The following is a 23,823-nucleotide window of genomic DNA, read 5'->3' as shown; positions in this document are numbered from 1 at the left end:
CGTCTCGCAGAGAAGGGAAACGCAGAGGAGCGCAGAGGATGAGAGAGAATGATTTGAGTGGGGTGATTATTGGTTGTGCGATGAGGGTGCATACTGCTTTGGGGCCTGGTTTGTTGGAGTCGGCTTATGAGGAGTGTTTGAATTATGAGCTGAAGAAGGCCGGGTTGAATGTTGGTAAACAAATTCCATTGCCTTTAGTTTACGAAGATGTGCAATTAGAATGCGTTTATCGATTAGATTTGATTGTCGAAAACCAAATAATTGTAGAGATTAAATCTGTAGAATCCTTCCACCCGATTCACTCAGTTCAACTCCTAACCTATCTCAAACTAGCAAACTGCAAACTAGGCCTTCTCCTAAACTTTAACGTCCTCCACCTCAAAGAAGGCATCAAACGCGTAGCCAACAACCTCTAACTCCTCCTTTGCGAACCTCTGCGCTTCCCTCCGCGCCCCTCTGCGTAAAAAAAAATATCCCCCACCTCAGATTCCAAAAGCAGGGGTTTTATTAAAACTACTTAACAGAAACAGCATCAACATCAATAGTGCTTGCGTTAGTGCTTGCAGTAGAGGTAGAACCTTCAGTAGTATTAGATGCTTCAGTACCCACCTCACCCTTACGAGCCTTCCACCCCTCAATTACTAGCCCAGACACCTCAGAAACTAGCAGAGTCAAAAGGAAAACATCATCAATTTGTCCCACAACGGGTATAAAATCTGGAAGAATATCAAATGGGCTAACCAAATACGCTAGCGTTCCTAAAATTACCCACCAACGGTACTTCGGGTTACGAAGCACATTGCGATACCAGGTGTAAAGTGATTCGATTGAAAATTTCATATTTTGAACCTCCAGTTATTTTTAATTTTGACAAATAATCCTAAAAACTTCTGGTGCGAATAACCGCCCTAATTAGTCTGGAAGACGCTACTCGTAATCTGTCATCAAAAACCTATTTTGTAATTCTCTATAAGAGTTTAATACCGCAAGGGTTTGACAAATTAGACAGTGATTGTACTAATTTGGAATTATGGCAACCCAGCAGCAAGTTTTTCCACTAGTCTGAGTCCAATACCCCATGCTTACACTATCTTTTTAGGTTTTCGGTAAATTTATATTTTGGAAGTCCCTCATTTTGCATTAATCTCTAGAATTAAAATGCCTTAGCACATTTGCTTTAGTCATGGAGGGAGGAAACTAAAACAGTGGATATTTTAGATTTATTTTATAAAGGCGGGCCAGCGATGTGGCCAATGCTAGTTCTATCGGTTCTGTCTTTGAGTGTGATTTTTGAGCGTTTGTGGTTCTGGTTGCGAATTTTGACTCAGGAAAAGCAAATAGTCGATCGCATTCTGGATGCTGCCCAGGATAATTGGCAAGAAGCTGCTGACATTGCAAAACGAGCAAGCCATCAGCCTGTCGGGCGTTTTCTCTATGCTCCCTTACGTTTTCCAAAAACTGATGCAGAAACCTTTCGACTAGCACTTGAGGCTACAGCCGAAGATGAATTGGCTGGAATGCGGCGAGGCGAAAAACTTTTAGAAGCCGTAATTGCCCTCGCGCCCCTGTTGGGATTGTTGGGCACGGTTTTGGGACTAATCCGCTCCCTGCGCTCAATTCGGATTGGTGATTTGGGAACTGAATCTACCGCCGGAGTAACTACTGGTATTGGTGAATCGTTAATTAGTACGGCAACTGGGCTAATAGTTGCCATTATTAGTTTGGTATTTTATCGCCTATTTCAAAGTTTTGTAGTCAACCAAGTCAAAGTTTTTCGGAAGGCTGGGAATGAAATGGAATTGCTCTACCGTCAGTCCCCCCCTGATTTTAGTAATAGTACATCAGCAATTGTGCCAGAAAATTTCACTCCACCCCGCAAACCAGGAAAGACTAGGTTACCTGAACCTCCTGAATCCCCAAATGCACCTAATTAGTTAAAAATTCAACCCCCGAAATAGGCGTTTAAATTGAGAAAATGAAAGTTAATCTACATACCCCAATTGAAGAAATCCAAATTCAAATCATCCCTTTAATAGATGTTGTTTTTTGTATTCTGACGTTTTTTTTATTAGCGGCATTACAATTTACGCGCCAACAGGCAATAAATGTTGATTTGCCCAAAGCCAGCGCCAGTTCAGTATCTGGAATAACATCACAGAGTGGAAGTCTGATTGTAACTATCGATGCCGTTGGCAATACTTACATAGAAAAACAGCCTGTACAACGGGATGATTTGGGAGCGAGGTTAAAACAGTATCTTCAAGCAAACCCTAGTGCCGTTGTGGTGCTGAATGCTTCGCGGACAGCAACTTATAATGATGTGATTGAGACATTGGATTTGCTACGGCAAGTAGGAGGCGATCGCGTTTCTTTAGGAATTATTCCTGGCCCATCTCAACCACCCACAAACTCACTTAACCAGCCTAATATCCCCTCTTTCCCAATCGATCCTGGTGCAACACCAATACCCACAACCGCACCAGTCCCAGGCATTAATCCCGAAGGGAATCTTACCCCGAAATTTCCCTTAGCACCTAATTCTGTACCCCTTCCTGGCGTAAGTCAGCCTCCAACTGGACAAGGCATTAACCCGATCAATCCTGGTATTTCCAACCCACCAGCATCCCAAGTGCCTGTAGCACCCAAAAAAACCCAACCTAGTCTTAAAAGATGAAATAGGGGCACGGGGAAGAGGTAGAGGGGCAGGGAGCAGGGAGCAGAGGGGAAAGAGGTAATTTTTATTCTTCCCCTTGCCCCCTGCCTCCCCTACTTCCCACTCCCCTTCAAAATTTTCCCAAACCTAAAGATAACTAAAATAAAATTCCCTTAAAGAAAAATTTCCTGCTAATTTATAGATAATTGGTTGAGCTTTAAAGATTTTTCCACTGATAAAGTGAAGTAATTTATCACCAATTGCCATTCACGTTTCAGGGCTTGTGGCATGAATATTGTGACGCTTTTAATTGTTTGGTTAGTAACAGCTATTAGCCTGTTGATAATTAGTAAATTACCTTTAGGAGTTGAAATTGATACTCCTGGTAAAGCTTTCCTTTCTGCCGCAGTGCTTGGTATCGTGACGGCAATAGTCAGACCGATTTTAAGCCTCGTTTTTGCAGTACCAAATTTGCTCACATTGGACTTACTATCCAGCATTTTCACATTTATGATTGCCGTGGTTTGTTTTAGTATTGCTGCTTGGTTAGTAGAGGGCTTTCGCTTGCGTTACGGGATTTGGAGTGCCGTTATTGGGGCATTTGCGCTGACTATAATTAACAGCTTAATCTACAAATTATTGGGCGTCTAAAATCAAAACTTAGGAGTTAAGAGTTATGAGTTAGGAGTTATTAATAACTCTTAACTTATAACTCATCACTCCTCACTTCCATCTCCTAACTATTCGTTGGAACTTGGGGGAGCAACGGGGGTAGTTGATTGTTGTTTACGTTGTTCGCGTTTTTTGCGATCGGCTGAGAGCATATCTGCCATCACTATTAGCGCTTGCGCCATCTTCTCTAGGTTAGAACGATATAGCTCCAAATCCTTGGTGAGTTTGTCATTAGAAAGGTGCAAACCAGCAGCGATCGCTTTCAGCGCCTCCGTGAGTTGCTTTTCATCTTTGACTAATTCGGGATCTGACTGTTCTAATAACGAAAATACACCAATTGCGAACAAACGGTTGTATTTAAAGTTAGGATTGTTGGCGATCGCTTGCAGTTGAGCTTGTAAATCACCATCTCGATCTAAAAAAGTAGTTTGGCCTAGCCACCCAATTAAATCTTTAACTGGCAAACCTTTAGCTACAGCTTGCAATCTTTCGGCATCTTGTCGATAATGTTGCGGATCTTGTTCCATAGCCCGACATAGGGCGTTAAAAATTGATTCTTGATCCCGTTCTGGTTCATAGCCTTGCATGAAGCGGTCAAAAGTAGTGACGACGCCCAAGGCATAAATTGAATTGTAGCTAAAATCGATATTTACTGACAGCAGATGCATTTCCACCATCAATTCTTCTACTACCCGACGATAAATAGTGTTGATCGGACGGGTATGAAGATTGTAAAAAGTTCGTTTTGTATCAGAGACAGTACGGACGTTGTTCACAAAGAAAATGTTAAGGGCGACGTATCTTTATTTTCTCGCTTAAAGGCTACTTTGCCAAGTTTAGCTTTTGACTGGTGACAGTTTCATTTACAATGTAGACAAATCAAAAGTATTTTATAAGCTAGTAGCCATAAGGGATTAAGACCCTTTCCGCTAAAAAAATAGCCAAAAATATTTATCCTTAATGATTTTTTTATCGCATTATATGAACTTCTCGCCACAGTTAATTGCTTTGGGTGAGTATCTAGCTGGTGAATTTGATAATCAGGAACAAGCCATAGGAGAACCAATTTGGTATGTCCACCTCCGGCTGTGGCAAAGACCAATTAATCTGTTCACAGAAGATAGCATCACCCTGTTTGCCGAACAGGCTAACGTTCTTAAGCTAGATAAACCTTACCGCCAACGAATTATGCGGTTGCGTCAGGGCAACAATGACACATCTCTGGAAGTACAATACTACATGCCTCAAGATCCAGGTGCATTAATAGGCGCAGGCAATAACGCTGCTCTACTTAACACACTGACATCTGAAAAATTAGATTTACTACCAGGTTGTATCCTAACAGTTACTCAGGAAACCCTAGCTGGCGATCGCTATAAATTTACCGCTACCGCACCACCAGAAACTCGTTGCAGCTTTACTTATCTTGGCAATAGCATCAATGTTTCCTTGGGTTTTGAAGCTACTACGGCAGAATTTTACAGCTACGACAAAGGAATCGATCCAGCAACTGGAAACGCAACTTGGGGAGCGATTATGGGGCCTTATCGCTACACAAAGCGAAACCAGTATTCAATAAGATAAAGTCATGAGTTATGAGTTATGAATTTTGAATTAACTCCTGTATATACACGATTAATCGCGTTTCCTAACTCATTTTTTAGCTAGCGATGCTACGAGGTACACCTTCTAAAGCTTCCTCTTCTGTTTCAAAGATTTCAAAGACAGTATCCATCATCGTCACTTCAAATACGAGTTTGGCTTCTGGATGTACATTACAGATACGGAAACTGCCTTTGACTTTATCAGCATCACGCATTCCAGCAACCAAAGACGTGAGACCAGAACTATCAATAAAATTTACCTGAGCCAGATTTACAACTACATGGCGGCTGAGTTTGGAAATACATTCTTGTAACTTCAGCCGGAATTGCCAAGCAGTGGTAATGTCTAGCCGACCTGCTGGTGTCAGGACAATAACGGTGTTTCCGTCTTGGGTTGTATAAGTTTTTTGGTCTATATGAATCACTAAAGCCCTCCCCGTGACATTTTTCTAAAGATTAGCTAGTTACAGAATTTTCTAATACTGCCACTTGAGATTAACAAGCTATAGCTAAAATTGTCACCTTTTTTTTGCTAAGTGCTTAACTTTAGTAGTTGAACTCAGCAAAATTTTGGGAAGGCGGGGTGGGGAATGGGGAGTGGGGGAGATGAGGGAGTCGGGGAAGATCAGGATAATTATCATAACTCCTGACTCTTAACTCCCCACTCCCTACTCCCCATTATTTCCAGTTGATCCAATCTTGAGGCTTAAGGAAAGTTTCATACAACTCGGCTTCGGGTGTATTAGGTTCCGGTTGGTAGCCGTATTCCCAGCGCACTAAAGGTGGTAGGGACATGAGAATTGATTCGGTGCGTCCGTTGGTTTGTAGACCAAAAATGGTGCCTCGGTCATAAACCAAGTTAAATTCTACATACCGTCCCCGGCGGTAGAGTTGAAAATTCCTTTGGCGATCGCCATATTCTATCCCATTACGCCGTTCTACAATTGGTACGTAAGCTGGTAAAAATGCTCTACCACAGTCTTGCACAAAAGCAAACAAATCTTCCCAATTGCGGGTTGCTGGTGTTCCCACCTGGTTGCTATGAATAGCCGCTTCCCCATTAGGATTTGGCCCGCGATATAAAGCACCTTGACCATCTTGGTAATCAAAAAACAAACCACCTACGCCCCGTGTCTCGTCACGATGCTTGAGGTAGAAATATTCATCACACCACCGCTTAAACACAGAGTAATAGTCTGGGTGGTGTTTGTCACAAGCCTGTTTTAATGTTTTGTGCAAATGTGCTGCATCTTCAGCAAAGGGGTAATAAGGTGTCAAGTCAAGACCACCACCAAACCACCATACTGGCCCCGCTTCAAAGTAGCGATAATTTAGATGAACTGTTGGCACGTAAGGATTACGAGGATGTAACACCATTGAAGTGCCTGTGGCATAAAAGCCATGCCCTGCGGCTTCAGGGCGTTGGGCTAAAATTGAGGCTGGCAAATGAGAACCCCAAACTTCAGAAAAATTTACACCAGCTTGTTCAAATATTGCACCTTCTCGCAGTACGCGCGATCGCCCTCCGCCTCCTTCTGGGCGTTCCCAACTATCTTCGAGAAACTTACCCACACCATCTACTTCTGTCAATGATTCGGTAATTTCGTCTTGCAGTTGTTTCATAAACTGACTGACTCTAGTCTGAGCGTCAGGTGCTGGTAAAGACTTGGATGATTCTGCTGATACAATTGGTGTTTGCGAGTTGGTCAACATAGATTCCCGAACCTAAAAAATTACAATTTCCAGAAAGCCACAAATTTCTTATCTTAAAATTTGGGGGAAACACGCGCCAAAAATCAAGCTCTATTTGCCCAACCCGCTTTTTCTTACTGGTTAAGCATTTATACGATTGATGGGCATCACTAGAGTTTATTTTCCCTCAAATGCGTATAGGCTTGTATATTGACTGAGTTTTTTTTGAAATTCTTAATTGGAACATTCTGGTATAAACACTAGACTTTAGTCGTAACCTTGAATTATCAAGGGTAAAACTTGCCTGCTCAAAACTTCTTTGCCATATTGCTTATATTATCTGTTAGCGTCTGTACCGAATACAGGCTTGCTATGTTCAGGGCATTTCTGAGAAAGTTTTAATTTAGGCAGGACTTAGGCAAACAATAGTCAAAAAGAATAAGTTTTTTCTTAGGGCAATACCCTGCGGGAAGCCGCTTTGCGTCTACATGAGTTGCCCCTTAGTGCATATAGTTTTGCGTAAGTCCTATTAGGGTTTGAGGGTAGTTGCTCACAATACCAGAGTTACCAGAAAGTGTCTAGCGAGGAGGATTAGGAAAATGCAAGGTTGGTTATCCAAATTCATCCACCGCAAACGTCGTCGGTTTTGCGCTTCTCTGGTGCGGACGTATCGAGAGATAAGTTCTGCTTCTGTAGATGAACTGTGGCAAAAAGTCGCTGATTTAACTGATGTTTCCTGGCATCCACTACTTAAGAGTACTAACGTGCCCTACGGATTAGTACCCAAGCCAGGATTAATTTTTCATGCTGTAACACGCTTTTGGCCGATTCCCATCCGAATTTTTGTGGAGCGCGTCAATCACAGGGAGATGCTGAGTATCCGAGTGATGGCGATTCCTGGGATAGAGGAACGGGTGACTTATCAAGTAGAGTCAACGGTTTGTGGTACTTGTTTATCTTATTCTGTAACACTACGGGGTTGGTTATCGCCCCTCATTTGGTCTTTATCCCGTCCTTATGCAGACCGTGTAGCCCGGTCTTTAGTAGAAGCAGTAGAAAAGACAGCATTACCAACGGTATCTGGTAAGAAAAAATCCCTTAATGATAGTTGTTTGGATTTTTAGGTGGAGATCGGGGAGATGAGGAGGATGAGGGGAATGAGGAAGAATTTTTGACTAATGCCCAATGCCCAATTCCCAATTCCCAAAGAAAGTTAAGATTCTATTAGGTGATAATGCAATTTGCTAAGTTTTATTACGGCATTGACAGTGAAAATACTAAGCTGACCTTACTTAAGAAAGCATCGAGTTAATAGCTAAGATATTCGCCACAAGTGTATTTATTCATTTTGAATTTTGAATTTTTATGTACGATGTCCTCGATTCTCGTTCTGTCTTAGAAGTTTTGCGACCAGTAGAAGACCCAGAACTCCGTAAAAGTCTGGTGGAACTGAATATGATTCGCAACGTGAAAATTGACGGTGGCAAAGTTAGTTTCACTTTGGTGTTAACCACTCCTGCCTGTCCTTTACGTGAATTTATCGTTGAAGACTGTAAGAAAGCTGTCAAAAAACTCCCAGGCGTTACAGATGTCAGCATAGAAGTTACGGCAGAAACACCGCAACAAAAAAGTTTACCCGATCGCACTGGCATTTCTGGAGTGAAAAATATCATTGCTGTTTCCAGTGGCAAAGGTGGCGTTGGTAAAAGTACAGTGGCGGTAAATGTCGCAGTGGCTCTAGCTCAAACTGGAGCGAAAGTCGGCTTACTAGATGCTGATATTTACGGGCCTAATGACCCCACCATGCTGGGGCTGGCTGATGCCCAAATTACTGTGCGTTCCAGTGAAACAGGTGACATCCTGGAACCTGCTTTTAATCACGGCGTCAAATTAGTTTCAATGGGCTTTTTGATTGACCGAGATCAGCCAGTAATTTGGCGGGGGCCTATGCTCAATGGTGTAATTCGCCAGTTTCTCTATCAAGTGCAATGGGGAGAACTGGACTATTTGATTGTAGATATGCCACCGGGAACCGGAGATGCTCAGTTAACTTTAACCCAAGCAGTGCCGATGGCAGGGGCAGTAATTGTTACCACACCGCAAACCGTAGCTCTGTTAGATTCTCGCAAGGGATTGCGGATGTTCCAGCAGATGAATGTTCCGGTATTGGGGATCGTGGAAAATATGAGTTATTTTATCCCCCCCGATCAACCGGATAAGCAGTATGACATATTTGGTTCTGGTGGTGGCTCTAAAACAGCAGCAGAATTAGGAGTGCCATTGTTGGGTTGCGTACCGCTAGAAATTTCCACACGAGTTGGCGGTGACAGTGGTGTGCCAATAGTTGTTGGCGATCCAGATTCAGCTTCAGCAAAAGCATTAACAGCGATCGCTCTTACCATTGCTGGTAAAGTATCAGTTGCTGCCCTGACATAATTAATTTTAATTTCTATCTACTTCCTGGGCTATGTCCTGGGAATACTAGGGACTGGGAGTGGGGAGTGGGAAAGAAGCAGGGGAGCAAGGGAGAAGAATTTTCCCCTCTGCACCCTGCCCCCCGCCCCTCTGCCTCTTTTCAATTCCCAACAATTAAAGCTAAAGTCTAAACTTACACAATGTTATTAAAACGATCGCTCCCCAAAATTCGCTGGAAGTCTTGGGTTAAGCCTTGGCAGAATGTAGATTGGCTACTATTTTGTTTGCCGATTGCTGTCAGTATCTTTGGTGGTGTCATGATTCTCAGTACGGAACTGAAGCAGCCAGTAACTGACTGGTGGTGGCACTGGATGGTAGCGGGTATCGGCGTGCTTATAGCCCTGTTTTTAGCTCGCATCCGTTATGAACTTTTGATGCAGTGGCACTGGGTAACTTATGCACTAACGAATTTCAGTTTAATTGCCGTGATGATTGCTGGTACTAGCGCCAAAGGGGCGCAACGGTGGATCAGTATCGCCGGCTTTAACGTACAACCCTCAGAATTTGCCAAAATCGGCATGATCATCACCTTAGCAGCTTTACTACATAGGCGTACTGCTTCTAGCCTCGAAGGTGTTTTTCGCGTTCTGGCAATCACTGCCATACCTTGGGGATTAGTATTTTTGCAGCCAGATTTAGCAACATCACTGGTATTTGGTGCGATCGTTTTAGGAATGCTTTACTGGGCAAATGCTAACCCAGGCTGGTTAATTCTGATGATTTCTCCTGTGGTTGCTGCCATTTTGTTTAGTATATCTTGGCCTTTATCAGAGCCGATAATTTTATTCAAAGAACTATCTTTTGGCCCATTAGGAATAGTTTGGTCATTTGCAATGGCTATTGTGGGCTGGCAAACTCTTCCCTGGCGTCAATTTGGTTTGAGTGCTATCGGTGCGTGGACTCTCAATATACTGGGTGGCGAATTAGGAGTCTTCGCTTGGAACCATGTTTTGAAAGAGTATCAAAAAGATCGGCTAACTGTATTCATGAACCCCGATCACGATCCACTCGGTGCTGGATATCACTTAATCCAATCTCGCATTGCTATTGGTGCTGGTGAAATTTGGGGATGGGGTCTGTTCAAGGGGCCAATGACGCAACTGAATTTCGTGCCTGAACAGCATACAGACTTTATTTTTTCCGCAGTGGGGGAAGAATTCGGTTTTTTTGGTTGTTTGGTAGTGCTGTTTGCCTTCTGCTTAATTTGCTTCCGTCTACTGCATGTTGCCCAAACCGCCAAAGATAACTTTGGTTCCTTGTTGGCTATTGGCGTTTTGTCCATGATTGTGTTTCAGCTAATTGTCAACGTTGGCATGACAGTTGGTTTAGCGCCTGTGGCAGGCATTCCCCTACCTTGGATGAGTTATGGACGTTCTGCTATGCTGACTAACTTCATTTCCTTGGGAATAGTAGAATCAGTAGCAAATTTTCGACAAAGGCAGAAGTATTATTGATTCGTCATTAGTCATTTGTAATAACCAAGAGCAAATGACTAATAAGAAGTATTAAGCTATTAAAAGGAAACAAGCGAGGCTAAAAACATGATTCTGCCTGGAGCAACTGTTCGCGTCAACAATCCCGCAGATACCTATTATCGCTACGAAGGACTCGTACAACGACTGACCGATGGCAAAGTAGCCGTATTATTTGAAGGTGGTAACTGGGATAAATTAGTTACCTTTCGCCTAAGCGAATTGGAACTCGTAGAAATCACAGCCGGACGTAAAAAAGCCAAATAAAATTAGTCATTAGTCATTTGTCGTTTGTCGTTTGGCAAAAACTAATACTTCTCTTCTTAGGCTGCGCCAGAGGCAAAGCTCAGTACAAGTGACTAATGACCCTTACGGGTTCGCCAGTCACTCATGGGGGAAACCCCCAAGACCGCGCTGGCTCACCAATGACTAATGACTAAATTACTATGCGCCTCCCCTTACCACAGTTTGCTACTGGCGATCGCCATCCCAACCACATTGCGGAGGTGATTGAGACTACTAGTACAGAATTTTTAGCTCAGTGTTTGGAACCAGACGATTTGAGCTTTCCCTCCATGCCACCCTTTGGTAGTTGGGTCTGTTCTGTAGATGAAGAATCGGGCAATCAAGTTTATGCTGTGGTATATTATGCCACGACTATGCCCATAGATTCCGTACACCGGGCTAGAGCTTTGGGGTTGTCATTGCAAGACTTACGCGAAGAACAGCCCCAGATATTTGCCATGCTCAGAACAGAATTTAGGGCTGCGATCGTAGGATTTGAGCAATCTTCCCAGAATCGAGGTTATAACCAAAGAATATATCAATATCTACCACCACGTCCCCCGCAAATTCATCAAGCTGTTTATCGGTGCGAACCAGAAGCAATTATTAAATTTACTGAAGAACTAGATTTTTTGCGGACACTGCTTTGTATTAACGGTGCGCCAGTAGAGTCTTTGACCGCAGCGGCCATTCGAGATATATACCAGTTACGCAAAGCTGACCGAGAATGGCTAATTAAAGCTGGACGTAGCTTAAGTGTGCTACTTAAAGATGACTACGATCGCTTACGGTTCATTTTGAGTCAAATCCATCCGTAGGTAGTTAGTTCTGAGACAATTGCCTAGTTAGTGTAAATTAATATATTTGATTTTTCCTCAGGTGGCTTCTCTATTTATTTATATCGATTAAGCGATCGCCCCAAGGGAATCGCAGTTTTACCATAGCCCCTTCATTCCTACCTATGGAACTCATATCACAAGTTCTTGCTCTGGAGCCAACTTCCCAAGTTCTTGGCAAGGAACCAATTGTTTCCTTTGCTATTTTGCTGGTGGTCATCTTAGTTATACCGATCATGTTTGAGCGGCTAAGACTACCAGGATTAGTGGGTTTGGTTTTCTCAGGGCTAGTACTCGGCCCCTCAGGCTGGAATCTATTTCAGTCGGACTCGCTGATGATTAACCTGCTATCAGACATTGGCTTAATTTACTTGCTGTTTGTCGCAGGGCTAGAAGTTGATCTAGAACAGTTTCGTCGGCAAAAAAGTCGTGCCTTCGGGTTTGCTAGTTTAACTTTCAGTGTACCCCTGGTGATGGGAACCTTAGTAGGGCTGATTTTAGGCTATGACTGGAATATTTCAATATTAGTTGGCTCTTTATTCGCTTCCTATACTCTTTTGGCATATCCCATAATCAGCCGTTTGGGAGTGGTCAACAACGAAGCTGTTACGGTCACTATTGGAGCTAAGATTTTTACAGATATTGGTGCAGTACTTATCTTAGCTGTTTGTGTAGGCGTCGCTCATGCTGGAACATTCAGCTTTGCGAAACTACTCAGCTTGTCAGGTTGGTTAATTATTTACTCTGTTGCCGTTGTGACAGGCTTTGATTGGGCAGGCAAAGAATTTTTCAAACGGTCTGGAGACGACGAAGGAAACAAGTTTTTGTTTGTGTTACTTTCTGTGTTTCTGGCTGCTGTGGGCGCTCAATTGATTGGGATAGAGAAAATTGTTGGTGCGTTTTTAGCGGGTTTGGCGGTAAATGAAGCTCTAGGGGAAGGCCCTGTCAAACAAAAAATGGTATTTATTGGCAGTGTGCTATTTATTCCCATTTTCTTTGTTGACCTTGGCTTAACGATCGATCTACCCGCCTTTTTGAACAACCTAGACACGCTCAAGTTAACGCTGTTGATGATAGTCGGTTTGATTGTCAGTAAGTTGATTGCAGCTTTTTTCACAAAACTGGTTTACCGCTACAACTGGCAAGAAATGCTAACTATCTGGTCGCTATCACTTCCCCAGGTTGCGACAACCTTAGCAGCAACGTTAGTGGGATACCGGGCTGGGTTGCTGCCACTAGAAGTATTACACAGCGTGATTGTCTTAATGGTTGTCACATCAAGCTTGGGACCATTGATCACTAATAGAATAGCTGTTGGCTTAAATTCCTCACCCGCCGAAGATCCAGCACCACCCCAACCTGACCAAAACGCACCAAAAACAGACAGTGCTTTTACTATAGTCGTACCTGTCTATAATCCTCATACTGAGCAGTATTTGATTGAAATGGCAGCATTATTAGCGCGTCAGTGTAAAGGTAAAATTATACCGCTTGCGATCGCTAATGCTACCGCTCAAATGGATGCACCGCAGTTAGAAGCGTCTCTACAACGGAGTGAACAATTATTAACAAAAGCCACAGTACACAGTCGAGGATTGGGCGTAGCCGCAGAACCAATGCTGCGGATTGATGATGCTTTTGCTCAAGGAATTAGCAGAGCGGCTCGCGAACAAAAGGCTAATTTAATCGTTATGGGTTGGGGTAAACGGACTGGGTTACGAGCGCGTTTATTTGGGAATGTGATTGATGGTGTACTTTGGGCATCTCATTGTCCAGTAGCGGTAACACGTCTAGTAGAATCACCAAAAAAAATTCAGCGCATCTTAGTACCAGTAGAAAACTTAACAGCACCGACATTACAGCCTGTACAATTTGCCCAGATGCTGGCAGAGGCAAATCAGAGCCACATTACTGTACTAAATGTGTGCGATCGCCGCACTAGTTCTAGTAAAATTGCTTGGAGGCGATCGCACCTCTCCCTATTGGTATCTCAATTAGCTTTGACCAATGCCCCAGAAATTCAAATCATCGCTCATGAGAATGTTGCCCAAGCAATTTTGCAGGCAGCACGATTATATGATTTAGTCGTTTTACCTTTTATACGTAATCGTACTAGCCCTGGAGGATTAGCCATTAGTGATGTCACAACTCAGTTAGCCAGACAACTCACCTGCTCCATTGTCATGCTTGGAGAACCGCAACGCACTCAAACCACAAATTTAGTTATGTCTAAAACGGTTACCAGCATTACCTCTGCTGTATGATATGAGGCAGAGTTCAGTCCACTCACATGGACTTAGGCTGCGTTGGTGTAGTCCGTTGGAGGCATCGCATTGACAACAAACTTTGCAACAAATGAATCATCCGTAGAGGCATATAGATGTATGTCCCTAGAAACTTATGTATGTATTTATAGCAGGAATATCTTGAAATGATATAAGTCTCTGCAATTAAATAAAGGGCAGAATGTTGGTAAATCCGACAACTTGAGTATTGTACAAATATGGGTAATTTTAAGACCTTTAACTGTGGAAAGTGTCAACCTATTCCTGCATCCAACTGAAAACAGTGGTAATCCTAAAAACACTTTATATTATTGAAGATTTGATGAACTTTAGGTGGAAGACTAACAAATTTTGTTATTTTACTAGTTAAGTTATTAAGGAAGCAAGTAAAAAATAACAAAAATATAACCGTAAAAAAATACGTAAATTCAACAATACTTTTTTGATTGAACTTTGTTCTTTTTTTCGTTTTGTATTTTTGTCCCCAATCTGGGTAATCTAAAAGTGAGTCCAATAGCTACAGAAAATATTTGTAAATAACTGGGAAACTATGAGAATTTTGGTGACGGGTGGTGCTGGGTTTATTGGTTCCCATCTCATCGACCGACTAATGAATGATGGGCATGAATTAATATGCTTGGATAATTTTTACACTGGTCACAAAAGGAACATTCTTAAATGGTTAGGTCATCCGTACTTTGAACTGATCCGCCACGATATTACCGAACCAATTCGGCTAGAAGTGGATCAAATTTATCATTTAGCTTGTCCTGCTTCACCAGTACATTACCAGTACAACCCAGTTAAAACCGTTAAAACTAACGTGATGGGAACACTCAATATGTTGGGGCTGGCTAAACGTGTGAAAGCTAGGTTTTTCTTGGCTTCAACCAGTGAAGTATACGGTGATCCAGAAGTTCATCCCCAACCTGAAGAGTATCGGGGTAGCGTCAATCCCATTGGCATACGTTCATGCTACGACGAAGGTAAAAGAATTGCTGAGACTCTAGCATTTGATTACTATAGGCAAAATAAAGTTGATATTCGAGTTGTTCGGATATTTAACACCTACGGTCCGAGAATGTTAGAAAACGATGGCCGGGTGGTGAGCAATTTTATAGTTCAAGCCTTGCGAGGTAATCCTTTAACCGTTTACGGTGATGGTTCGCAAACTCGTAGTTTCTGCTATGTTTCCGATTTAGTGGAAGGATTTATCCGCCTAATGAATAGCGACTACATAGGTCCAGTAAATCTGGGTAATCCTGGTGAATATACGATTTTGCAATTGGCAGAAGCCGTGCAAAATATGATTAATCCAGACGCGCAGATTAAATTCGAGCCACTACCTTCGGACGATCCCCGGCGTCGCCAACCTGATATCACAAAGGCAAAAACTTGGTTAAATTGGGAACCGACTATTGCTCTGCAAGAGGGGTTAAAACTAACAATAGAAGATTTTCGCGATCGCATTCAAAGCGATGTAAATAACTCAACCACCTGAGTAGCGCCTAACGTTGCTCTAAATTTCATGCAAGCTTACCCTATCGGTAGCTAGTATGCTTAGTGGCTGAGTTGACTGCCAGTATTTAAGTGTCATATTGATACTTCTTTTAGAAAACTAACCCCAAAAAAGTGAGGAGTTAAAAAATGCGTGTTTGCGTGATTGGTACTGGTTACGTTGGTTTAGTTACAGGTGCTTGCTTGGCTCATATTGGGCATGATGTAATTTGCGTAGACAATAACGAAGAAAAAGTTAAGTTAATGAAGTCTGGACAGTCGCCAATTTTTGAGCCGGGACTTTCAGAAATTATCCAGTCTGCCATTCAAACAGAAAAGATTCATTTTACTAGCGATCTTGCGGCTGGAGTTTCCCACGGAGAAATTCTGTTTATTGCTGTGGGAACGCCACCTTTACCCACTGGTGAAAGTGATACTCGTTATGTTGAAGCTGTAGCCCGTGGGATTGGGGAAAATCTCAACGGTGGTTATAAAGTCATAGTAAATAAATCTACAGTACCCATTGGCTCAGGTGACTGGGTAAGAATGCTTGTTCTAGATGGTGTGGCTGAACGGCAGAAAACATTAGTACCCGCAGGTGGGGTTGCAAGTAATGAAAAATTACCTGAGTTTGCAGCCGAGTTTGATGTAATCAGCAATCCAGAGTTTTTGCGCGAAGGTTCGGCAGTTCACGACACCTTCAACCCCGATCGCATTGTCCTAGGAGGCAATAGCCAAAGAGCAGTAGCCTTAATGCGACAACTCTATGCCCCAATTGTGGAACGCAAGTACGCTGAGGATCAATCTTTACCCCCTGTGCCAATTCTGGCAACAGACTTGAGTTCGGCGGAGATGATTAAATACGCCGCTAATGCTTTTTTAGCCACTAAGATTAGTTTTATTAACGAAGTTGCTAATATTTGCGATCGCGTCGGTGCTGATGTCAGCCAAGTAGCTAGAGGTATCGGTCTAGACTCTCGCATTGGTAACAAATTTTTACAAGCTGGTATTGGTTGGGGTGGTTCTTGTTTTCCTAAAGATGTCTCTGCTCTGATTCACACTGCTGATGATTATGGCTATGAAGCCCAATTACTCAAAGCTGCTGTCAGTGTCAACGAACGCCAGCGATTGATTGCTTTAGAAAAACTCCAAAAAGTTCTGAAAATCCTCAAAGGCAAAACAGTTGGACTACTTGGACTGACCTTCAAGCCCGATACCGACGACTTGCGCGACGCCCCAGCCCTCAATCTGATTGAGCAGCTAAACCGATTGGGAGCTAAAGTTAAAGCCTACGACCCAATTGTTTCCCAAACAGGTTTACGTCATGGGCTTTCTGGTGTGCTAGTAGAAACCGATGCCGAAAGACTAGCTGATGGCTGCGATGCCTTAGTACTCGTCACCGAATGGCAGCAGTTCAGCACTCTTGACTATGTGAAAATGGCAAAATTGATGACCCACCCCGTTATCATCGATGGTCGTAACTTCCTTGACCCGGAAGCAATGGTACGGGCTGGATTCCAATATGTAGGGGTGGGACGATAGAGATTTAGGAGTTAGAAGCGATCAATGATGGATAAGAATTGCTTACAACTCATAATCCATCACTCCTAACTCTAACTATCTTAAAAACCTAAAGAATTATAATACCGCCTAAAGCAATTTAGGCGGTATTTAATTTTGTTTTAGGGCTTCATGCAAAGACCCAAAAAAAACGTGAATTCGACTGTTCATATACTGTACGTCTAATTAGCCCAATCAAAAGACCGCTAAGAGATTTTCCTACGTAAAACCGTCTCTCCGACAGGTCGGGAAAACTTGAACTTTAGTTCAAAGCAGGGAGAGGTTCATGGAACTCACGTTAAAAAAATTTACTTACCTTGCTTACGTGAAAATCTCATATCAAGCGCTATGTGGAATACGTTCGATTTCAGCATAACCACTGAAAATAAGTTTTTGACCTTCAGTGTCTAATCGGTTGAGCCGCATTTTCACTCCATCGAGGTCAAAACGATCAAGATCAACCATATTATCTAAAATTTCTACCAGCGCCACGCTCAGGGTTTGCGAGATTTCCCGTTGTGCTTCTGGTACTTGGTCAAGTTCGATTTTTGGATCTTTGAAGGAAACTCGCCGCCGCCTTTCAATGCCTAAAGTTAGGCTCATGTTCAGGGGAACGAGTTCGCCATTATTTAAATCTGCTTTTGCTACAAGCTGTAAGCGATTTCCTGGCAATAGCTGTACCTGTACTTCCGTAAAGGAAACGGGTTCACCGCCAGATAATTCTGTCAGTGATGGTACGGTGAGGTTAAGCAGACGCTTTTTCACCAGTTCCGCATTAAAGGCTTGGTTTATGCCTGCTTCTGATAAAATTACTTGGGCGATCGCTTGAGTAGGCTGCTTAAGACTGAGTTTGCCACTTAAAACCGAACCGAAGTCAATGGCAACCGCATCGGTTTCAAAAGACATCTCCTCTACCGCGAAATCTTTCCGAATCACCAGGCCACGACCGCTCATTTTGAAGCTATCAATGCTGCCTTGCAACAGTTTGCTGGAGGGGTAGCAGCGCACAGAGACTTCTACTGACTCGCTTTGCGTAAACAGGTGGCGAATCGTTTGGCTGGCGACCGTGTTGAGCATCCGCTCTCCCCAATCTGTGCCTTTAGGATTTTGTAAACCAGTAAGTCCGCCGAACATGTGGTTTTTAGTCTCTAGAAGTTCTTTGTACTTTTGTAACAAACTGTGAAGAATACAGCAAGCGATCCCGTGATTAATTGTGCTGATGGGTAGGTATAGGATGGCTGATGGTTGATACCTCAATGTATTAAATGTGACGAGTTAGATTTAGACAGGGAAAACCTCGCAGCATTTATAACATTAGCAATTATACGTTGAAGTATATGGGCTAAAGGGTTCAGAGTAAACACTCTACCCTTGAGCGACTAAAGTAAACCTTTAGTTGACTAAATGACTGCTCTTTGTTTTCAAGGTAATCAAGGAGTCCGCGAAAGCTTTACCCTTATTTATCAAGAAAGGCAGAGGGCAGGAGGCAGAAGAGTCAAAAGAGGCAGGGGAGCAGGGGGCAGGGAGCAAGGGGGAAAACACCAGACGAGCTTGTACTCCGCCCCAGTAAGAGCGCCCTTTATGGCGGGACTTCATACCCATGTTCCGCTCCGCTCCACGGCTCCAGGTCAGGGCTTGCTCCCCAAGCTTTGAGCGCCTTGCCCCTCCGCTTCTTCGGTGACTATGCATGAAGTTGCTTGATATAAAATATTACTTACTGATGTTGTAAATATTTTAACTGTATAAAGTTTGCGAAAAAAGTCATTGATTGGGAAGACACATAGCTTATAGCAATAGTAAAATCTACTTTAAGCTAGATAAAAATTACCTAAAATTCCGAGTAATTAACTTAGCTATTAGTGGTAAATATCACGAATACTGAATGCTAATATTCAGTATTCCCTGGAGAGCGCTATTCCGGGTTAGGATGATGACTAGCGATGCCTTAATTTAGATATCGATATTGAATTGTTGAAATTTTATGGGCAATAGTCCACCAGATGGCAGTATCAACCTCCTCTGAGCTGGCGAGGAAGTCTCCCAGCGCGGGGGAGACTTAGGAGATATATATACATGCTCACACAAGATATTCGTGATTTGCTGACTGATACTACCGATTTAAACCAGTTAAAATGGGATTTAAATCGTTTGCAACCTGTGGATGTGGGAGACTACATTACACAATTGCCTGAACAACAACGCGCGATCGCATTCCGTTTACTTAATAAAGCTCAGGCAATTGATGTATTTGAATATCTGCCCACAGAAGTGCAAGAAGAACTAATTAATTCTCTGCATGATGTCCAGGTAGTGCAACTTGTAGAAGCCATGAGTCCCGATGAACGGGCAGAATTGTTTGATGAACTACCTGCTGGGGTAATCAAACGGCTATTACAAGAATTGAGTCCAGAAGAAAGGCAAGCAACAGCAACGATTCTCGGCTATCCAGAAGGCACGGCTGGGCGGGTGATGACAACCGAATATGTCCGGTTGCGCCAAGGATTGACTGTAGGTGAAGCCTTGAGCAAAATCCGCCGTCAGGATGAAGACAAGGAAACAATTTACTACGCCTACGTCACAGATGACAACCGGACGCTGGTGAGAGTAGTTTCACTGCGGCAATTGCTGTTTACCTTTCCCGATGTTTTCATCAAAGATATTGCTAGCGATCGCGTCATAAAGGTGACAACCGAAACCCCTCAAGAAGAAGTGGCGCGAATCATGCAGCGCTACGACTTAATCGCTATGCCCGTAGTTGACCGAGAAGACCGATTGGTAGGCATCGTCACCATTGATGATGTCATGGATATTTTGCAAGAGGAAGCCACAGAAGATATCCAAAAACTGGCGGGTGTAAGTGGTGATGAAGCAGCTTTATCCTCTCCCTTATTTACCATCCGTAACCGCTTGCCTTGGCTATTGGGGATTATGGCACTGTATATTGGTGCTGCCAGTGCGATCGCGCCTTTTCAATCTGTAATTGCCGCAGTGCCAGTTCTAGCAGTAATCATGCCGATTTTTTCTAACACCGGTGGTACTGTTGGGATTCAATCATTAACGGTGACAATTCGCGGCTTGGGAGTGGGCGAGGTAACACCCAAAGATACCTTGAAAATTCTCCGCAAGGAACTTTTAGCCGGCTTAGGTACAGCCGTAGCTTTAGCCACAACGATGTTCCTGCTTTCCTTAATTTGGGCGCGACCCCAAGAACGATGGGTGGCTTTAATTGCCGGAATGGTAATGGCAACTAATACAATTGTGGCTGTTACACTCGGCACTTTACTACCAATGGGTTTGACACGGCTGAAGCTTGACCCTGCTTTAGTTAGTGGCCCGTTAGTGACTACAATGCTAGATACAATTGGGTTTTTAACATTCCTCAGTCTAATTTCTCTAGCTTTAAACGTTTTCCATTTACCAACTTGAAAGGATTGGGCATTGGGCATGGGGCATTGGGCATTGATTATTTCTCCCTTATCTCCCCCACTCCCCAATCCCCAGCCCCCAGTCCCCACTCCCCAAATATGCCTACTACCACCTGGAATCGTCATCACGTTCTTTCTCTAGCTGACTTTACGGCGGCTGAATATAATACCGTTTTGCAAACTGCTGCTAGTTTTCAGGAAGTGCTATCACGGCGGACAAAGAAAGTACCAACCTTACAGGGACAAGTGGTAGCGAATTTATTTTTTGAATCGTCTACTCGCACTCGCAGCAGTTTTGAACTCGCGGCGAAACGTTTAAGTGCAGATACACTCAACTTCGCCGCAGCCACATCTTCTATGACTAAGGGAGAAACAATTCTCGACACGGCGAAAACCTATTTGGCAATGGGAACTGATATTATGGTAGTCCGCCATCGAGAGGCAGGAGTACCCAATGCGATCGCTGCGGAAATGGATCGTTTAGGTGTAAAAGTTAGTGTCCTCAATGCTGGTGATGGTCAACATGAGCATCCTTCTCAAGCACTGCTAGATTTATTTACCATTTGTACTCTAATTGACCCAGCCAGTCCCCGACTAGAACTTTTAAAGGGTAAAAAGATTGCCATTGTTGGGGATATTCTCCATTCTCGTGTGGCGCGATCGAATATCTGGAGTTTAATCGCCAGTGGTGCCGAAGTGCATCTGGCAGCCCCACCTACCCTCTTACCCAAATTATTTGCCGAGTTTATCTTGGAAGAGGCAGGAGTCAATAATCAGCAGTTTATTATCCCCTCATCCCCCTCATCCCCCACCCCCCAACTTTTTCTCCATTGGCAACTAGAACCAGCTTTGCAGAATGCCGATTTTGTGATGACTTTGCGCCTCCAAAAGGAACGTATGACGGCTCATTTACTGCCAAGTTTGCGAGAATATCACCAGCTATTTGGCATTACAAGCACAAAATTGCAACTTTGTAAACCTAACGTCAAAGTTTTGCATCCAGGCCCAGTTAACCGTGGTGTCGAAATTAGTTCTGAATTGATGGATGACCCAGAATTTAGTCTCATTCAATCGCAAGTTACCAGTGGTGTCGCCGTTCGTATGGCGCTGTTGTATTTGATAGGAAGCAGTAAGGTCTAAGGAATTTAACTCTCATAGGCAATGACCATCAGGATTCGGCTGTTGAGCCAACTGTGGGCAAAGTGGTTTGACATGACTACACAAGCTAGATAAAAAGGGTATAACATAAGACCAGCCCTTTTAAAATAAGTAGAAATTATCGCAAGTGAATTCCTCTCTAATATTATGTCCTGTGGTTCCCAGAGCCGTTGCACTCCACCCTTTAATCCCCTCCCGACAAGCGACGAGGGGAGACAAAGTGTAGCTTTGGCAGGGTAGGGTTATTCGGGTTTAAGAAGTAATCAAGCGGACATAATATAAATCTCTATTCTCCGTATTATCTGTCTTAGAAAGCCTGATGCCTACGGCGGACTGCGCCAACGAAGGTTTGCTGCCCTCAAACTTTCTGCTGTGCCTCAGCAGTTAAATAAGTAACTTATAAACCACTTTTCACACAGAGAGCAATCAGAGAAAAAGAGATTTTACGAGTCACGTTTAAAGAGCTAGTTCTATCATTTATTACTACCTGATACCTGTGCCGGAGATTTGCCGATGAAAACTATATCTAGCCTCGATGCAGTAACTAAAAATTTAGAACAGCATGAAAACTCAAAACGGATTAAAAAATTAATATACTCAGCTTGTAAAAATATCTGGGAGAATGATGAAGATACGCTAAAACGGTTTAAACTCCAAGAATTAATTCAAGAATTATACAGATTTAATCCAACTATAAATAACTTAAATTATACTTTATCTAAAGTTGTAAAAACCCTCAATAAACAAGACGAATACGCCCTAATAGCCAGTATTATTTCTCATGAAATACAGAAGCTATACATAACACTTGATGAATCAACAGGAATATTATTAAATCAATCTCCTCAAGAAGAATTAACAGGAATATTATTAAATCAACCTTGTCAAAAGGAACAGACCTTTTATAATTCTAGGCAGATATCATCAAATCCTATAGATAAATCTCCAAACAGTCAAATCAAACATCAATATAATCAGTTTGATTTACGGCAAAATATTATGAAGTATACTAACCCACTTAGGGCTAAGATAGTGCTATTTTCCGCACTTTATAAAAAATTTACTTTCAATGAAGAAGACTGGTTGAAACTGAAAGCTGAAAAGCTTGATGATTTATTGCTGAAATTATTTAATACTTGTCCAACTATCAGAGAGCTTGAATCTAAACTAAATAATGCTGTTATATCTCTAGGCAAACCGCATGAAAATATTCAGGCAGCTAGTGCAATCATCCAATCTATGCGAGGTCTATATGGCAATATATCATCCAGTGCCAACGGATATCAACCGTTTAACAGCGATTCATCTCTAGAAACGAAAACACTAGTTAATCCATATCATAAAATGGCATTTAAGGATGACAATAATACCTGTCAATTTATAGCACCCCCTACCAAAGAATAATGGCAACTTTTGACTATTGTTGATACTGGTAAAATTTGGAACGATTGTAGTAATTGATAGGGAAAAATAAATATGGATGCCGATGAACTTCTTAAGCGATATGAAAATGGAGAAACAAAGTTTTTTGAAGCAAACTTAAATGGGGTAAATTTGTTTGGTGCAGATTTGATTGGTATAACTTTAAATAAAGCAGATTTGGGTAATGCAATCCTAGTTTTTAGCTATCTAAATCGGGGAATCCTGAATAAGGCAAATCTAGTTTGTACAAAGCTAAGTGGCGCGAACCTAAATCAGGCAAGTTTAATCGATGCCAACTTGCATGATGCTAATTTACATGGTGCAACTTTACAAGGTGCTGATTTGCGTAATGCCAATTTAACTTTGGCGTATATGCTAGATAGTAACTTGATGGGCGCCGATTTGCGTGGTGCAAATTTGAGTGGTGCAAATTTAACTGGTGCGTGCCTGCGTGGTGCTAACTTTAGAGAAGAAAAGAGAATGTACTCTGCTAGTCTACGGGGTGCTAACCTGCATAAGGCTGACCTACGGGGTGCTGATTTAACTGGTGTAGACTTATCTAAAGTTGATTTGAGTGGTGCTAACTTGAGTGAGGCAACGCTACGTTATGCCGATTTGAGTGATGCCAACCTGAGTGAAGCTATTTTGTATAATGCATCTCTGGCAGATACTAACATCGGGGGTGCTAATTTGAAAGACACTGTTGGCGAAATATTTCTTCACATTAAAAAGCGATAAAAATTAATCAATTTGGAGAAATCGTAAGTGACTTCTTGCAGCAGTTTTG

The 23,823-nt window shown here is 42.7% G+C and carries 22 protein-coding genes; 17 read left to right on the top strand and 5 right to left on the bottom strand.

Features of this window, described 5'->3' with window-relative positions; translation table 11 throughout:
- Positions 1-38 precede the first annotated feature (38 nt).
- Complete coding sequence (locus tag V7K25_RS15340) at positions 39-416, top strand: GxxExxY protein (protein WP_335159289.1); 378 nt, start codon at positions 39-41, stop codon at positions 414-416.
- Positions 417-513: 97 nt separating this feature from the next.
- Here V7K25_RS15340 and V7K25_RS15335 read toward each other — a convergent pair whose 3' ends face one another.
- Entirely contained in the window at positions 514-840 is a 327-nt protein-coding gene (locus V7K25_RS15335; protein ID WP_335159287.1) for a YkvA family protein, read from the bottom strand.
- Positions 841-1,205: 365 nt separating this feature from the next.
- On the opposite strand from V7K25_RS15335, the gene V7K25_RS15330 reads away from it, so the two are divergent.
- The 3 genes from V7K25_RS15330 (at position 1,206) to V7K25_RS15320 (ending at position 3,304) form a co-directional block, all read left to right on the top strand.
- The gene (locus tag V7K25_RS15330) at positions 1,206-1,934 is read left to right on the top strand and encodes a MotA/TolQ/ExbB proton channel family protein (protein ID WP_335159285.1); all 729 of its coding nucleotides are present in this window, start codon (positions 1,206-1,208) and stop codon (positions 1,932-1,934) included.
- 41 nt (positions 1,935-1,975) lie between these two features.
- Positions 1,976-2,674, top strand: coding sequence for an ExbD/TolR family protein (locus V7K25_RS15325; RefSeq protein ID WP_335159283.1), 699 nt, complete (start codon positions 1,976-1,978; stop codon positions 2,672-2,674).
- Between the two features lie 267 nt (positions 2,675-2,941).
- The gene (locus tag V7K25_RS15320) at positions 2,942-3,304 is read left to right on the top strand and encodes a phage holin family protein (RefSeq protein ID WP_118165339.1); all 363 of its coding nucleotides are present in this window, start codon (positions 2,942-2,944) and stop codon (positions 3,302-3,304) included.
- A gap of 89 nt (positions 3,305-3,393) precedes the next feature.
- Here V7K25_RS15320 and psb29 read toward each other — a convergent pair whose 3' ends face one another.
- Positions 3,394-4,101: a photosystem II biogenesis protein Psp29 gene (psb29, locus tag V7K25_RS15315; RefSeq protein ID WP_335159281.1), complete on the bottom strand. Its 708-nt coding sequence runs from the start codon at positions 4,099-4,101 to the stop codon at positions 3,394-3,396.
- A 205-nt stretch (positions 4,102-4,306) separates the two neighbouring features.
- Here psb29 and V7K25_RS15310 point away from each other — a divergent pair, with 205 nt between their 5' ends.
- Complete coding sequence (locus V7K25_RS15310) at positions 4,307-4,909, top strand: chromophore lyase CpcT/CpeT (RefSeq protein WP_335159279.1); 603 nt, start codon at positions 4,307-4,309, stop codon at positions 4,907-4,909.
- A 76-nt stretch (positions 4,910-4,985) separates the two neighbouring features.
- On the opposite strand, the gene V7K25_RS15305 is transcribed toward V7K25_RS15310, so the two are convergent.
- Both V7K25_RS15305 and hemF read right to left on the bottom strand, forming a co-directional pair.
- Positions 4,986-5,354, bottom strand: coding sequence for an STAS domain-containing protein (locus tag V7K25_RS15305; RefSeq protein ID WP_012411454.1), 369 nt, complete (start codon positions 5,352-5,354; stop codon positions 4,986-4,988).
- Between the two features lie 253 nt (positions 5,355-5,607).
- Positions 5,608-6,642, bottom strand: coding sequence for an oxygen-dependent coproporphyrinogen oxidase (gene hemF / locus V7K25_RS15300; RefSeq protein WP_335159277.1), 1,035 nt, complete (start codon positions 6,640-6,642; stop codon positions 5,608-5,610).
- Between the two features lie 578 nt (positions 6,643-7,220).
- Here hemF and V7K25_RS15295 point away from each other — a divergent pair.
- The 8 genes from V7K25_RS15295 to V7K25_RS15260 all read left to right on the top strand — a co-directional run bounded on the left by V7K25_RS15295 (position 7,221) and on the right by V7K25_RS15260 (position 17,013).
- Positions 7,221-7,745, top strand: coding sequence for an SRPBCC family protein (locus V7K25_RS15295; RefSeq protein ID WP_335159275.1), 525 nt, complete (start codon positions 7,221-7,223; stop codon positions 7,743-7,745).
- Between the two features lie 241 nt (positions 7,746-7,986).
- Positions 7,987-9,057: an Mrp/NBP35 family ATP-binding protein gene (locus tag V7K25_RS15290; protein WP_335159272.1), complete on the top strand. Its 1,071-nt coding sequence runs from the start codon at positions 7,987-7,989 to the stop codon at positions 9,055-9,057.
- Between the two features lie 179 nt (positions 9,058-9,236).
- Positions 9,237-10,550 (top strand): rod shape-determining protein RodA, encoded by a 1,314-nt coding sequence (gene rodA, locus V7K25_RS15285; protein WP_335159270.1) that lies wholly within the window; start codon positions 9,237-9,239, stop codon positions 10,548-10,550.
- Between the two features lie 87 nt (positions 10,551-10,637).
- Positions 10,638-10,835, top strand: coding sequence for an NAD(P)H dehydrogenase subunit NdhS (locus V7K25_RS15280; RefSeq protein WP_335159268.1), 198 nt, complete (start codon positions 10,638-10,640; stop codon positions 10,833-10,835).
- Between the two features lie 179 nt (positions 10,836-11,014).
- Positions 11,015-11,671: an HAS-barrel domain-containing protein gene (locus tag V7K25_RS15275; protein ID WP_335159266.1), complete on the top strand. Its 657-nt coding sequence runs from the start codon at positions 11,015-11,017 to the stop codon at positions 11,669-11,671.
- A gap of 143 nt (positions 11,672-11,814) precedes the next feature.
- Positions 11,815-13,953: a cation:proton antiporter domain-containing protein gene (locus V7K25_RS15270; RefSeq protein WP_335159264.1), complete on the top strand. Its 2,139-nt coding sequence runs from the start codon at positions 11,815-11,817 to the stop codon at positions 13,951-13,953.
- Between the two features lie 571 nt (positions 13,954-14,524).
- The gene (locus tag V7K25_RS15265) at positions 14,525-15,475 is read left to right on the top strand and encodes a UDP-glucuronic acid decarboxylase family protein (RefSeq protein WP_335159262.1); all 951 of its coding nucleotides are present in this window, start codon (positions 14,525-14,527) and stop codon (positions 15,473-15,475) included.
- 146 nt (positions 15,476-15,621) lie between these two features.
- On the top strand, positions 15,622-17,013 hold the full coding sequence (locus V7K25_RS15260) for a UDP-glucose dehydrogenase family protein (protein WP_335159260.1): 1,392 nt from the start codon (positions 15,622-15,624) through the stop codon (positions 17,011-17,013).
- 357 nt (positions 17,014-17,370) lie between these two features.
- Here the strand turns inward: V7K25_RS15260 and V7K25_RS15255 are convergent, their stop codons facing one another.
- Positions 17,371-18,165 (bottom strand): LmeA family phospholipid-binding protein, encoded by a 795-nt coding sequence (locus tag V7K25_RS15255; RefSeq protein ID WP_335159350.1) that lies wholly within the window; start codon positions 18,163-18,165, stop codon positions 17,371-17,373.
- 939 nt (positions 18,166-19,104) lie between these two features.
- Between V7K25_RS15255 and mgtE the strand changes: the two genes are divergently transcribed.
- From mgtE to V7K25_RS15235, 4 genes are all read left to right on the top strand, one after another.
- Positions 19,105-20,457, top strand: coding sequence for a magnesium transporter (mgtE, locus tag V7K25_RS15250; RefSeq protein WP_335159258.1), 1,353 nt, complete (start codon positions 19,105-19,107; stop codon positions 20,455-20,457).
- A gap of 98 nt (positions 20,458-20,555) precedes the next feature.
- Complete coding sequence (locus V7K25_RS15245) at positions 20,556-21,596, top strand: aspartate carbamoyltransferase catalytic subunit (RefSeq protein ID WP_335159256.1); 1,041 nt, start codon at positions 20,556-20,558, stop codon at positions 21,594-21,596.
- 531 nt (positions 21,597-22,127) lie between these two features.
- The gene (locus tag V7K25_RS15240) at positions 22,128-23,018 is read left to right on the top strand and encodes a hypothetical protein (protein WP_335159254.1); all 891 of its coding nucleotides are present in this window, start codon (positions 22,128-22,130) and stop codon (positions 23,016-23,018) included.
- A gap of 72 nt (positions 23,019-23,090) precedes the next feature.
- Positions 23,091-23,774 (top strand): pentapeptide repeat-containing protein, encoded by a 684-nt coding sequence (locus tag V7K25_RS15235; RefSeq protein WP_335159252.1) that lies wholly within the window; start codon positions 23,091-23,093, stop codon positions 23,772-23,774.
- Positions 23,775-23,823: the final 49 nt, after the last annotated feature.

The organism is Nostoc sp. (assembly GCF_036919495.1).
GTDB lineage: Bacteria > Cyanobacteriota > Cyanobacteriia > Cyanobacteriales > Nostocaceae > Nostoc.
This window is presented reverse-complemented; position numbering and strand designations above follow the sequence as displayed.

What these genes read in the sequence shown, in the direction of transcription:
- V7K25_RS15325 (WP_335159283.1), top strand. Translation starts at nt 1,976, where the DNA reads ATGAAAGTTAATCTACATACCCCAATTGAAGAAATCCAAATTCAAATC.
- V7K25_RS15340 (WP_335159289.1), top strand. Translation starts at nt 39, where the DNA reads ATGAGAGAGAATGATTTGAGTGGGGTGATTATTGGTTGTGCGATGAGG.
- V7K25_RS15290 (WP_335159272.1), top strand. Translation starts at nt 7,987, where the DNA reads ATGTACGATGTCCTCGATTCTCGTTCTGTCTTAGAAGTTTTGCGACCA.
- V7K25_RS15270 (WP_335159264.1), top strand. Translation starts at nt 11,815, where the DNA reads ATGGAACTCATATCACAAGTTCTTGCTCTGGAGCCAACTTCCCAAGTT.
- mgtE (WP_335159258.1), top strand. Translation starts at nt 19,105, where the DNA reads ATGCTCACACAAGATATTCGTGATTTGCTGACTGATACTACCGATTTA.
- V7K25_RS15310 (WP_335159279.1), top strand. Translation starts at nt 4,307, where the DNA reads ATGAACTTCTCGCCACAGTTAATTGCTTTGGGTGAGTATCTAGCTGGT.
- V7K25_RS15275 (WP_335159266.1), top strand. Translation starts at nt 11,015, where the DNA reads ATGCGCCTCCCCTTACCACAGTTTGCTACTGGCGATCGCCATCCCAAC.
- V7K25_RS15280 (WP_335159268.1), top strand. Translation starts at nt 10,638, where the DNA reads ATGATTCTGCCTGGAGCAACTGTTCGCGTCAACAATCCCGCAGATACC.
- hemF (WP_335159277.1), bottom strand. Translation starts at nt 6,642, where the DNA reads ATGTTGACCAACTCGCAAACACCAATTGTATCAGCAGAATCATCCAAG.
- V7K25_RS15245 (WP_335159256.1), top strand. Translation starts at nt 20,556, where the DNA reads ATGCCTACTACCACCTGGAATCGTCATCACGTTCTTTCTCTAGCTGAC.
- V7K25_RS15255 (WP_335159350.1), bottom strand. Translation starts at nt 18,165, where the DNA reads ATGTTCGGCGGACTTACTGGTTTACAAAATCCTAAAGGCACAGATTGG.
- V7K25_RS15295 (WP_335159275.1), top strand. Translation starts at nt 7,221, where the DNA reads ATGCAAGGTTGGTTATCCAAATTCATCCACCGCAAACGTCGTCGGTTT.
- V7K25_RS15320 (WP_118165339.1), top strand. Translation starts at nt 2,942, where the DNA reads ATGAATATTGTGACGCTTTTAATTGTTTGGTTAGTAACAGCTATTAGC.
- rodA (WP_335159270.1), top strand. Translation starts at nt 9,237, where the DNA reads ATGTTATTAAAACGATCGCTCCCCAAAATTCGCTGGAAGTCTTGGGTT.
- V7K25_RS15260 (WP_335159260.1), top strand. Translation starts at nt 15,622, where the DNA reads ATGCGTGTTTGCGTGATTGGTACTGGTTACGTTGGTTTAGTTACAGGT.
- V7K25_RS15235 (WP_335159252.1), top strand. Translation starts at nt 23,091, where the DNA reads ATGGATGCCGATGAACTTCTTAAGCGATATGAAAATGGAGAAACAAAG.
- V7K25_RS15240 (WP_335159254.1), top strand. Translation starts at nt 22,128, where the DNA reads ATGAAAACTATATCTAGCCTCGATGCAGTAACTAAAAATTTAGAACAG.
- V7K25_RS15265 (WP_335159262.1), top strand. Translation starts at nt 14,525, where the DNA reads ATGAGAATTTTGGTGACGGGTGGTGCTGGGTTTATTGGTTCCCATCTC.
- V7K25_RS15335 (WP_335159287.1), bottom strand. Translation starts at nt 840, where the DNA reads ATGAAATTTTCAATCGAATCACTTTACACCTGGTATCGCAATGTGCTT.